11 protein-coding genes are annotated in these 12,352 nt (G+C 49.5%); 10 read left to right on the forward strand and 1 reads right to left on the reverse strand.

Going from position 1 to position 12,352, the window contains the following annotated elements:
* Together PGU50_RS09805 and cas9 are read left to right on the forward strand one after the other, a co-directional pair.
* Nucleotides 1–510: hypothetical protein (locus tag PGU50_RS09805; protein WP_442872531.1), on the forward strand; the 510-nt coding region annotated here is incomplete at its 5' end.
* 530 nt (nt 511–1,040) lie between these two features.
* Complete coding sequence (cas9, locus tag PGU50_RS09810) at nt 1,041–5,237, forward strand: type II CRISPR RNA-guided endonuclease Cas9 (RefSeq protein WP_270246827.1); 4,197 nt, start codon at nt 1,041–1,043, stop codon at nt 5,235–5,237.
* 2,338 nt (nt 5,238–7,575) lie between these two features.
* Here the strand turns inward: cas9 and PGU50_RS09815 are convergent.
* Nucleotides 7,576–8,403 carry a DNA-methyltransferase gene (locus tag PGU50_RS09815; protein WP_270246828.1) on the reverse strand — a complete coding sequence of 276 codons (828 nt, stop codon included), beginning with the start codon at nt 8,401–8,403 and terminating at the stop codon, nt 7,576–7,578.
* Nucleotides 8,404–8,669: 266 nt separating this feature from the next.
* Between PGU50_RS09815 and PGU50_RS09820 the strand changes: the two genes are divergently transcribed.
* The 8 genes from PGU50_RS09820 to PGU50_RS09850 all read left to right on the forward strand — a co-directional run bounded on the left by PGU50_RS09820 (nt 8,670) and on the right by PGU50_RS09850 (nt 12,305).
* Nucleotides 8,670–10,001: an SPFH domain-containing protein gene (locus PGU50_RS09820; RefSeq protein WP_270246830.1), complete on the forward strand. Its 1,332-nt coding sequence runs from the start codon at nt 8,670–8,672 to the stop codon at nt 9,999–10,001.
* A gap of 2 nt (nt 10,002–10,003) precedes the next feature.
* Entirely contained in the window at nt 10,004–10,234 is a 231-nt protein-coding gene (locus tag PGU50_RS09825) for a hypothetical protein (protein ID WP_118372745.1), read from the forward strand.
* Between the two features lie 87 nt (nt 10,235–10,321).
* Complete coding sequence (locus PGU50_RS09830; RefSeq protein WP_118372744.1) at nt 10,322–10,537, forward strand: hypothetical protein; 216 nt, start codon at nt 10,322–10,324, stop codon at nt 10,535–10,537.
* Nucleotides 10,538–10,547: 10 nt separating this feature from the next.
* Complete coding sequence (locus PGU50_RS18235; RefSeq protein ID WP_158571910.1) at nt 10,548–10,937, forward strand: zinc-ribbon domain-containing protein; 390 nt, start codon at nt 10,548–10,550, stop codon at nt 10,935–10,937.
* Between the two features lie 151 nt (nt 10,938–11,088).
* Nucleotides 11,089–11,259, forward strand: coding sequence for a hypothetical protein (locus PGU50_RS09835; RefSeq protein ID WP_158571908.1), 171 nt, complete (start codon nt 11,089–11,091; stop codon nt 11,257–11,259).
* 174 nt (nt 11,260–11,433) lie between these two features.
* Nucleotides 11,434–11,859: a hypothetical protein gene (locus tag PGU50_RS09840; protein ID WP_118199891.1), complete on the forward strand. Its 426-nt coding sequence runs from the start codon at nt 11,434–11,436 to the stop codon at nt 11,857–11,859.
* 3 nt (nt 11,860–11,862) lie between these two features.
* Nucleotides 11,863–12,096 carry a hypothetical protein gene (locus PGU50_RS09845; RefSeq protein ID WP_147351999.1) on the forward strand — a complete coding sequence of 78 codons (234 nt, stop codon included), beginning with the start codon at nt 11,863–11,865 and terminating at the stop codon, nt 12,094–12,096.
* Entirely contained in the window at nt 12,093–12,305 is a 213-nt protein-coding gene (locus PGU50_RS09850; RefSeq protein ID WP_044998675.1) for a hypothetical protein, read from the forward strand. The genes PGU50_RS09845 and PGU50_RS09850 overlap by 4 nt, the downstream gene beginning before the upstream one ends.
* Nucleotides 12,306–12,352: the final 47 nt, after the last annotated feature.

Raw genomic sequence — 12,352 nt, forward strand, 5'->3', positions numbered from 1 at the left:
CGGCTGTTGGGATTAGCCCCGTTGTTTGACCACAATCTGTCCTTGTTTGCGCAAGATGATGAGACAGACTATGCGGATTTCCTTGATCGTTCAAATCGATATTACCTACCTGCAACAGCGAATATCGCCTTTAATGATATGGCTGGAATTGTTATGGGAGCGGAGCAGCATGAGCTTTTGCGCAGGATGATCGGCTTTGAGTTCCAGAATCATCCAACATATCCGCTTCCACAGGATCGGCTTGGAGCGCTGAACCACTATATTACAGAGAAAGTAAGGGAATTGCTACGGATTCCTATCGTGGATGAACATGCGCTTTGCAAAGCGATGGAAGAGAAATTCAACGAGATCCAAGCAACAACCAAAATACCGATGCTTCTTAATTCCGTTAAGATGATTCACAAGAAAGGTCTTCCACTTAGCGAGAAGGCAGAAGCGGTAAAAAGAGAATCCAAAGTATTTGAAAATACGCTGAACAAGATTATTCCGGAAGAAGACCGTTGTAGGTAAGGTGATATGGATGCCGAAAGCATTACTTTGATGCTGAACGCTTGGATTTTGGCGTTCCGAAAGCTATTCGAGGATATTGGTCTCGACAGGGTGATTCGCAAGCGCTTGCGAAAAGCCTTGGTATTCAAATATGACAGTTTGAATCAAAATGTTCTATAAAGGGGTTGCTGGAAATATTCCAGCAACCCCTTTTCTATGAGAAACCATTCTTCTTCAGTAAAAATCGCCAAAAAAAATGCCCCATACGGGGCGCCCTAAAGGGCAGTTTGTGGCTTTGAAGCCGTATTTCGACTTACACATACCGTAAACCAAGCGGTAATTCACCACGACCAATATAGCACAGCAGGAGAGCATGGGACGCGGGAATTGAAAGTTTCTGAAGAAATTTTTGGAAGCAATTTTTTGAGCGATAGAGAATCATCAATCACAACTGGAATATTTTGGTACTGTGGTATAATGGCACTACAAAAAGAAAGCCGCATACCGCCTATGTGTGGGAAAGGAAATACGCTATGAAAAAGTTAAAGCAGATGAGTGGGCCTTATTCCATCGGGTTCGAGTTAAGTTCGACGGCACATGGATTCGTTGCAACGGATCCGAACGGGAATGTTTTGTACCATGGAAAGCAACCGGTTATGGGAACCCGTGTTTTCAAGGAAGGTCAGCATGCAGCTGAGGCGCGTATGCCGCGAACTTCCCGCCGTGGAATCCAGCGCCGTCGTGGACGTGAACATGAGATGGAGCGCGTTTTCGCACCGGTGATTTCCTCTATTGATCCGGATTTCTTTATCCGACGCCGGATGTCCTACAAGCTTGGAAAAATTCGGTTCGAGAGTGACCCGATCGGATTCAGCTATAGTCGTCTGTTCCATTCGTTCCCGACGCTTGCCCATCTGGACGTCGCCCTTATGGAATCAGATAGCGCTATGGATCCGCGTCTGATTTTCGAGTCCGTTGCGAATCATGTTGTCCGGCGCGGTCATTTTCTGCTCGAAAACCAAAATGTTTCGTCTACGAACTCTGACATCGATACGCAGGTTGCAAACTACGCGGAAGTTCTTGTGTCCTATTTTGAGGACACTCTTGACGAGCGGATCGAGCCGTCACTGGAAGCTCTTGACATCAATGGAAATGTAACGGCGCGTGAGTTGCAGAAGCGGTTCGCATCTGCCATGTGCGTGTCGGGCGATGATATTCAGAAGAAAACGGAGAAGGCTCAAATTAAAGCCATTGCAGATCTTGTCGCCGGCTATAAGGCAGATCTGACGGTGCTTGTTCCCGATGCTGAGAAACTTCCCAAAGTATCGATTTCCGATGGCGATGCGTTGGAGGAGTTCCTGTCGGATTCTTGTCCGGATTCCCTCGTTTCTGTTCTGATGGCAGCGCAGGCGCTCTACACTTCCTGGAAGCTTCAGGGGATGCTTTCTTACGCACCTGGCAAAAGCCTTTCGCACAATCAGGTTGCCCAGTATGACGTGTATGGGAAGCAGCTTCGCATGCTTAAAAATCTTGCACTCAAGTATGTCGCGAAGCAGGATGCAGACGGTAATATTGACGAGGACGGATTTAAAGATTACGTTCGGTTCTTTGGCGGTCCGAAGTGTGAGGACAGGTACCGTTACGACAAGGTTCAGGTAAAGAAGCAGGATAGCCCGAAAAAAAACATGGGCTATACCGCCTACAACCTGAATGTTCTCGGTTATGAGGAGTTTGCCAAGCGTGTAGAGCTCCTGTTCAAAGATACCGATGCCGTGAACGATCCGCAATACAAGACGATGATGGAGGCATTTGCAAATCATGCTTTCCTGCGCCGTATTCATACGGTCGACAATGCTGCGATTCCCTATCAGTTGCACGCCGAGGTTGTAAATCGAATCATCGACAACCAGGGGCGTTTCTATCCTTGGCTCATTGATGCTCGCGAGCATATTCTGAAGGTTCTGACTTCTCGAATTCCCTATTATGTCGGTCCTCTTGACAGTACGGACCATGGTAAAGCCGGCGAAAATGGCACGCGTTTTGCATGGGTGAAACGTCTTGCTGGTCATGAGGACGCATTTGTGTCTCCCTGGAATTATGAGGATCATATTGATATCGACACGACAGCCGAGCTTTTCATCCGCCGCATGACAGGAGAGTGCTCCTATCTCGACGGCGAGGATGTTTTGGCGAAGAATTCTCTATTGTATGAGAAATATTGTTTCTTTAATGAGCTTGCGAGCCTCAGCTTTACGGAGGATGGAGATTCCTGGATGCCATTCGATGCTGGAATGCGGAAGGCTATCTATGATGCCGCTTCGGATGGAAAGACGATGACGGTGAAACGCATCGAGTCCGTGCTGCAGCGAGACTTCTTTATCGCACATCCTCATGTTCGTGGTACGTCGAATCCGAAAGCCATGTCTTCCAAGCGGTCCAATTATGCATATTTCTGCAGGCTCTTCGACGTGAAAGCGCTCAGTGCTTCCGACATGAGCATGGCGGAGGACTTGGTTCTGTGGAATACAGTGTTTGAGGATCGCGATATCCTGCGCCGAAAGATTCTGAAAACCTATGGCGACCTGCTCACGGAAAAGGCGGTTGACGATTTCTGCCATAAGCGCCTTTCCGGTTGGGGAAAGCTGTCTGAGAGACTGCTGACCGGCATCTGGGCAGATACGGCTTCTGGCGATATGTGCGTCATGGATGTCCTTGAGCAGGGCAGGCCTTATGGTCGCTATCGTGGTTCATCTATGAACCTGATGCAGATTCTGAATGACGATGTTCTTGGTTTCAAAATGGAAATCAAGAGGCTTAACGATTCGCATATGCAGATGGCAGAAGGTTTTGATTTGAACGCACTTCCCGGTTCGCCGGCACTTCGTCGAGGCGTGAGTCAGGCGATGAAGGTGTTGGATGACATCGTTTCTGTTGCCGGTAAGGCTCCGGATCGCATTTATCTGAAGGTGACGCGAACCGCCTCGAATAGCCGAAAGGGTAAGCGAACCGCCAAGCGCTCCGATAAGATCAAGCAGGCACTCAAGGCATTGGATGCGGATGCAGCGGCGGACCTTGGTGCGGCGAAGCTGCTTCGTGAGCTTGGCATGTTCGATGAGAAGGAGATTAACGAGCGCATCTACCTGTATTTCCATCAGGCAGGAAAATGCCTTTATACGGGAAAGCCGATCGACATCACTCGGATTGCATCGAATGATTACTATGTCGACCATGTTGTACCGCTTGCTTACCGTAAAGACGAGTCACTGGATAACAAGGTGCTTGTTTATGCAGAGGCCAGTCGTTATAAGAGTGAAACGCTGCTCGTGTCTCCAGCGGTGCAGCGGAAGATGCTGCCATTTTGGAGGATGCTTCGTAACGCCGGACTTATGTCCGAGCGAAAGCTCAACGCGCTGATCCGTACTGAGATTTCCGAAGGCATGCTGAAATCGATCATCGGAAGGCAGTTCACGGAAAACAGCTGGGAGGCAAAACTGTTTACGGCTGCGGTTGCGGCAAAGTATCCGGGAACGGTTGTCATTCCCGTTAAGGCTGGGGTTATCGGTGCCGTACGCAGCCGGATCGGAATTCCGAAAAGCCTTAAAGCGAACCAGTTCTATCACGCACACGACGCTCTGCTTGCAGCCGAGGTCGGGCGCTATATGGAACTTGCGAAGCCAGCGTTCGTCCATAATCGCGTTAAGTATGAGCAGTACATGCGCAAGATCAAGCTGGTTGATGAGGAGAACAAGAAGGCTCCGAAGTCACAACTTGATTTCTTTGCCGGCGGTTTCTTCTTTGACCGTGTCGACAAGGACACAGGTGAGGTTTACTGGAACAAGGATGAAGAGGTGGAGCGCATCTATCGTGCATGTGGATGGAAGAACCTTCGTGTCACATATGCCGCCTTTGAAGACGGCGGCGCATTTTGGAAACAGACGATTTACTCTCCAAGGGAGAAGTCGAAACTGATTGCCACGAAGTCAGACCGTCCGGCAGAAATTTATGGTGGGTACAGCTCTCAGACGTTTGCCAATTTCTTTGTCTATGAAGTGATGAAGAAAAAGGTTAAACAGCTTCGTTTCGGTGCGGTACCGACTGCGATCGCATCGAAATCTGATCCGGATACTTACAACGCTATGCTCGAGATGTATGCTCGCGGTTTGGCGAAAACGGCAAAAGAGAAATTCGTTCGCATCGTTCGTGCCCGTGTTCTTAAGAACACGATGATCGAGCTTTATGGCGAGCGCTTCCGGATCGCCGGTGAGAAGCAGGTGTATCCGGTGCGCCAGATGCCATTGGCGATTGATGAGATGTACCTGCTGAAGGGAGTTGAGACGATTGTAGCGGCAGGAAATGCCGGAGCATCCGCAAGGATTGATTTTGAGAAAGCCGCAGAGTCTTTGATTGGGCTCTGGGATCTGCTCCTGGAGAAACTTCCGGTCAATTACCCGAAACTGACGGTTCAGCTGAAGCTTGGTTCGTTGAAACATCCGAAGGACATCCTTGCAGCAACGAGTGAATACGAATTCCCGGCTATCGTTTACAAGATTGCACAGGCTGAAATTCAGGTAATGGAACAGGCAAGCGGACTTCGGAATATGTCGGACACCAAGATTCTCGGCGGCAACACGTTTGGCGGAAGCCTGGTGTTCACCTTTAACAAGGTGCTGAACGACCCGAAGTCAAAGGCTTGTTTTATTGATACTACGCCGGCCGGTCTTCATGAGGTGAAAACGAAGATTTGGTAAAACGGCGTATATGTCGTATTCATCGAGGCGGAGTTATATCGGTTGTTCAGATGTCTGATTCTGCACAACCATGTACCCCGCCTCGTACCTCATCTTCCGCGCATGCGACACGATTTTTCTTGACGCCCACGGTGTTTTTCTGGCTGATCATCTTTTGCAAGAAGCAGCAGAAAGAGGCTGTACGCTGATTTTGACGGACTCGCGCCATATGCCGACCTCGATTTTGCTACCGCTTTATTAAAACCGTCGTAAACTCCCTGGTTTCAACTACGGGGAGTGTCAACTGTTGGACAAAGTTGAAATACTGTTCAAATTGGTGTCTTGAAGTACTTTGATACTCTGATACTATGTACATGCTCTTTGAAAAGATAAAATTGATTGGCTTTATGCGCATTAAAAGCACGGAGAAATGTGCACAGCGCATCAGGAGATTTTTAAAAATCTCCCAGAAAATAGGCTCAAAACGGTGATTTTTGCCGAGTTTTTTTGAAAATCTCGGCTGGTATTTGAGAGATTTTATTCAGCTTGATTTGCATAGTGATATTCACCATTTTTCCTGTTGAGAACAGGAATTTCTTTTATCTGTAATTAGTTAAGACCTAATTTAATGGGCACAAAACTACTGCTCGGTTTCGGAGGTACGGTAATCCAAGTAGTGGTTCACGCTTGCCGGCGTTGGGACTTTTTTCATATCGTTTCGGAGGTACGGTAATCCAAGTAGTAGTTCACCATTGGTCAATCAATCAGCGAACGCAGTGAGGTTTCGGAGGTACGGTAATCCAGGTAGTAGTTCACCCCGACACGGGACGATTCATCCGATGCCCGGGTTTCGGAGGTACGGTAATCCAAGTAGTAGTTCACCACCTTCGTTTCGCGATAATGGCAGACAAGTGTTTTGGAGGTACCGTAAATCAAGCAATAGTTCACCCTTGCAGGTAACGCGTCCGTCGGCACCGGTATTTCGGACGTACAGTAATCTAGGCAATAGTTCACCCTCGCGCACTCCGGCGCTAATCAGCTCGAGTCTCGGAAGTACCGTAAATCAAGCAGTAGTTCACCAACCGGAAATCGAATTCGGCGAGTCATTGCGTTTCGAAGACATCGTAGATCAAGCAGTAGTTCACCGATAAGATTTCTCGAGATATTGGTATTAGGTTTCGGATGTACCGTAATCCAGGTAGTAGTTCACCAAACGTTGCACAGAAGACGTACACTGTGGTGTTTCGGAGGTACGGTAATCCAGGTAGTAGTTCACCCAAAAAGGTAGCCCTTAGCTCGAATAACGGTTTCGGAGGTACGGTAATCCAAGCAATAGTTCACCGGATTTGGATGAGCTTGCCGGACTCGCGCAGTTTCGGAAGTACTGTAAATCAAGTAGTAGTTCACCCTTGATCGAGAGTGACATAACCAAATCTGCGTTTCGGAGATGCCGCAATCCAAGCAGTAGTTCACCTTTACAGATAAGCGCGGGGCGTTCCATTCGTTTCGGAGGTACGGTAAACCAAGCAGTAGTTCACCACGACAGTCTGATGTTGCATAAGTACCTCCGTTTCGGAAGTACCGTAATCCAGGTAGTAGCTCACCGATGACGTCCTCACCCTTGATGCGGGAGTAGTTTCGGAAGTACCGTAAATCAAGTAGTAGTTCACCCTTACTACGCCTCGATAGAGGTCGGACGAAGTTTCGAAGGTGCCGCAAACTAAGCAGTAGTTCACCACTAATGTGTTCCATGCGTACTCCATGAAGTTTCGGAGGCACCGTAATCCAAGTAGTATCTCACTGGGCCTTCACAAGTTCGTGCTGGGTCGAGGGTTTCGGAAGTACCGTAAATCAAGCAGTAGTTTACCAAGCTAGACCGTTTCATCGACGAGCTCGAGTTTCGGAGGTACCGTAATCCAAGTAATAGTTCACCCATCAGCGGCACCATCATGCCCGGGCTGTGGTCTCGGAGGTACCGTAATCCAAGCAGTAGTTCACCACGATTAAAGAGGAGCTGCCATGATCAATGTTTCGGAAGTACCGTAATTCAAGTAGTAGTTCACCACATCTTCAGCGTCAGCGCGTAGTTCACCGGTTTCGGAGGTACCGCAAACCAAGCAGTATTTCACCCTCTCATTTCGTGTCTACGCTACGCTCCGCGTTTCAGAGGTACCGTAGACTAAGTAGTAATTCACCAAGCAAATGTTTAACGAATCTCTTTTCTCCGCTTCTGAGACACCGTAAATCAAGTCGTAATGCAGAAAGAATAACGAAAAGGTCAACGTTCCGCTTGCTTTTGAAGTCCCGGAAGTTTTTGAGTCCGCATGCTACTATATATGGGTATGTAAAATAACTGGTTTTAGCTAATTGCCTGCTGTTCCGCCTCAAAGGTTCGCTTGGCCTCTTTAATACGTTGATTGCATATGTCGATGTAATCGACGGGCCGCTTCTTAAACAAAGCAACATCTTCGTTTTTCTCAATGCCGATGAAAGAACGCCCTTCCAGCACGGCTGCAACACAGAACGATCCGCTTCCGCAAGCGTTGTCGAGAACGATGTCTCCATGATTTGTGTATGTCCTGATCAAATAACGACCGAGCTCAACCGGCTTTTGAGTAGGGTGGTATACGGCACCCTCGGATTCGGCCGTCTTAAAATAGACGATGTCAGTTGGATAACGGCTGCCGTCGCTCTTTACGTGCTTCGGGGAAAAAGCACCATAGCTTCCAGTGAGCTGATCTTTGCGAACTCCCTTGTCGTAGGCTTCACCTTCGCTCATCTGCGGATTGTAAGTAGGCTGCGCCTTATAGAAAACGCATATGTCTTCGTATTTGCGAAGCGGCTGCTTTTTCGCGTTCAAGAAGTTGGTTGCTTTTGATTTAACCCAAATGAGCTTGTATTTATATATCTCAGGGGCGTGAAGCATCAGCTTCGCGGTAAAAAGCCCGCTGCTTGTCAAGACGATAGCGCCATGCGGTTTGATGATGCGCATGTACTCGGTAAAGAGCAGGTCGAGGTTGATAATCGAATCCCATTTATTCTGTGTGGTTCCGTAAGGAAGATCGCAGAGAATCATATCTATGGATTCGCCGGGAATGCCCTTCATCACCTCAAGGCAATCGCCCTCAATAATCCGGTCGCGGAAAGGCTCTAACGACCTCGTGTCCTCTGCTTTAATTGCCTTCATCCTTGCTCCTTAAGTTCAGTCTTTCATTATACGTATAGGCAAAGATGCTTCAATCCATTTGCGGACGTATGGTTAGAAGAACGTGTTCATAGGGGCGCGGGGGATCCACCGCATCGCCGCGCGCAAGTGCGTAGCGGTTGCAGGGGTAATGGCGAAACGCGACCGTTTGCAAAGGTCATCCGTTTGGGTGACCTTTTTTGGCGCCATATTCCGGTATTATGGTATAATAGCCCCATTCACCAAAGCATCAACAGAAAGGAATAGAGATGCTTTTTGACTTGTTTGGTCCTCTGCTTGGACCGCTTCTAATCGTGATCTTGATGATCGTCGTGTTCGAGTCCTGTTGGAGGAAGTGCCCGCCGGACAAACTGATGATCGTATCTGGATTCGGGCAGACGCGTAGCGTGTCAGGAAAGGGCACGTTCGTTATCCCAGGTCTGCAGCGTGTGGACACGTTGGCTCTCGGTGCTGTGCAGGTTCAGTTGTCGACGGAGAATGAAATCCCGACACAAGATGCGATTCTTATCCATGCTTGCGCCGTCGCAAACTTCCAGATTGGACAGACTCCCGAATTGATCGAGATAGCATCGAAGAATTATCTCAATATGGATAAAGCCGAAATGACCCGTCAGGTCACCGAGGTGATGCTCGGAAAGATGCGCGAGGTTATCGGGCAGATGGACCTGAAGGAGCTCATGCGTGACCGTGAGTCCTTTAACCATAAGGTATTCGAGGGCTCGCGTGACGATCTTGCGAATCTCGGTCTTGAGCTTCGCACGTTCAACGTCCAGGATTTCTCAGATTCGCAGGGGATTATCCGCTCGATGGGTGCCGACCAGGCAGCTGAGATCAAGAAGGAGGCGGAGCTTGCCCAGATCAGGGCAGAGCAGGAGGTTGCCGAGCGCCAGAACCAGCTTGCCCATGCCGAAGAGAACGACCATATCTTCGGTTTGATCTCTAAATTTGCCGAGGGACAGGACACCGCTTTCGTCGTGCAAAAGGTCAATTTCTCCGGAACGAAACAAATCGGTGAACCCGAATATGAGCTTCTTCCTCTCGGTCCCACTTCCGGTGAGGACCTTGCCGATTTCACCGAGTGGTTCATGGATGACTTCAAGAGCGGACACGGCCTGACGTTCCGGGGCGATGCGAACTGGCTCGTCTGCCCGCCCGATCTCGCCCAGACGCTCTACGAGACTCGGCAGCTCCCCAAGAACGCGGCGGTCTTCTGCCCGGACGCGCATGGGCGGCTACTAAAAAAATTCGACCTCGGGATCGGCTCGGGGAGCAGCCGGATTGCATCCGTCTCCGAGCTCCTGTTCCGAATGGTGAACCACAGCGCATACTCCTACCGTACATCGCGCGGGGTCTTTTCGAACGGCTATTGCCCGTGGTGCAGCCCGTACCGCGCCAAGCTCCTCAACGATATCGATGATGTCTGCGGGGATATGGACCTGATTGAGGGGATAGAGCTCGCACTCGAGGTCAATGACCCGCAAGGGGTGCATTTGAGCATGTCCCACGACAACGGCATCGACTGCGCTTATATTCCCATCAGCTATTGCCCGATATGCGGGCGCAGACTAAAGGAGATTTGATTATGACCGTTATTGAGTATTGCCTCGAGAAGACCGATGTGCGCGAACTCGTGATTATCCGTAGCGGCGGGTATGAGCGGTGCGTCGCCTATATCGACTGCGAGGATTTATTTCGCCTACCGCCCGATTATGCCCATGCGGACGTCATCGATTTCTCCTACGGCCATATCAATGTTTTGGACCATCAAGGCGCATATGTAAGCGTTCCGTGTACCTATCTGGATATCAAATAGGTACGTGCGCTGGGTGGATCAAGACGAGATTTGTCCACACATAAGGTATTTGCTGGCAAAGGATTTGGTACAGAAAGGAAGTTCTAGATGGCTTGTGAATATCGCGAAGGCGATCGGAACATGCTTGCCGCCACATCATTGTACACTGGCGCGACTGCCGACGAGATCATTATCATCGACCGTGTCGGCGAGTATACCGGTCCCTGCATTGAACATCTCATCGAGATATATATGGCGGCTGAGAGAAAGGAACCCGAACCGATCACCTACTGTCCGTTCTGTGGGCATGCTGTAGATGAATAGGCTGGACGGAATGCAGATTGATCCCAAAGATCGACACGGGATCGACGTAACATATGACATCGACCCGAGAACCCTGCTTACGTCGGACAGGGCGAGGCGGTCCGCGGCAAACCGTTTGCTGGAAGTCTATGGCTACTCGAATGAGATCGGCGAGGCGGATCTTCATGATTTCCTGGCCGCTGTGCTGTTTGGACCCGGAATCAAGATTACTGGTAATAGACCGATTATCGGTAGGTTGTTTGAGCTGATAAACCGCCCGGTTTGTGTTGTCAGGACACTTGAGACCGATGAAGGGGAAATCGTTCCCGTATGTTCCAATTGCGGCGAACCGATTTCCCTGACCGATTCCTTCTGCCCGCATTGCTCTGCGGAAGTAGTCGGCAATGAGTTCGATTGCTGAGTCACGTCACCACTTTTAGGTTGCAATCCGGCTGGAATATGCTGACAGGCTTCGTCTCAACTACGGAAGCCATGTGGCGTTCGGTTTAGAGCATGGCATTAAAGGATGCGGCTTGCAGACGGCGAGTTCGAATAGGAAAGGAGTTCAACTGATGATTCCGCTGACGACAAGGGATGCTGCCGATTGGAGCATGATCTGTGCGTACCTTCGACTTGATGATGAGGGAAGAAAACGCGTCATCGATGAGATTGAATGGCAGACATCGAGAATGATGAAAGAGCGTGAAGAGGAAAGACGTGCATGGCTTTCTAAAGATATTTAGGGCGGAAAAAAAATGAGAAGGTCGTTCCCTGTATTTCTCATAAAATAAGATGATTTGAAGAGCAGTTGTGTGGCCCGGTGTCCGATAAGGAGCCGGGTCATTTTTCTGTCCTAGTAAGTAGCACCGTTGTATTGTGGTATCATCGTATCAGCAAATGCAAAAAAGGAGGAACGAATGGGCTTAAATGGGCTTTCGAAAGAATATATCCTGATGTCAATCAAGCCGCATTATGCCGACCTGATATATACCGAAAGGAAGCGCTTCGAATACCGCAAGAGGGCTCCAAAGCTGGTTGACTTGCCGATCCTCCTATATGAGACGGCGCCGGTCCAGAAAGTGACAGGTATTATCGCCGATTGGTCGATACTACAGGCGTCTCCGGAGGCCGTGTGGACGTATTCGAAGACCCATAGCGGCTTGACGGCTGACAGGTTCTTTGGATATTACGAAGGGTGCGATAAGGCCGTTGCCATCCGTATCTATTCAGTTGTTCCGTTCAAGGATTCGCTTGAGCTGCAAACCTTGAATCCTGAACTGAAACGGCCGCCCCAATCGTTTTGCTATGTACAATCCGAACTCGACTTGCCGATGAAAGGATGAGCTATGGTTTCTGATGATGATCTTCGCGCTTCAGTCAGTGGATTTCAAAAAGAACAGGCACGGAAGAAAAAGGTCTGCAGCCTGTGTGCACATTGCATACAGAACCCCCATGTTCGCGACAAACGTCATAGACCGGAGGACACCCAGATTCAATATCTGTGCGTCAGGCGCGGAGAGGAACATGCCTTTGAAACCGGACATGGCAATACATGCAGCTATTGGAAGGAACGGCCGTGAGCGATATCGACATCTACGCAGGGCTTGGAGGCGGTAAGAAGCGGGTCCGTCGCGATGACGGGAAGATTTTCGACAGTATCGCCGCGGCGAGTATGTCTGCCTACGGATATGCGGGGAGTGGGATCAAACGGGCGATTACCACCGGACGCAAGGCGAAAGGGCATCATTGGTACTGGGCAGACGAAATTTCAGAAGATTCTCAGAGGTAGTACTCTAGTACCGTGGTATACTGATACACGTCAAGAAAACAGGGCGT

It is taken from the genome of Coprococcus sp. AM11-30B (assembly GCF_027674365.1).
Classification (GTDB): domain Bacteria; phylum Bacillota; class Clostridia; order Lachnospirales; family Lachnospiraceae; genus Allocoprococcus; species Allocoprococcus comes.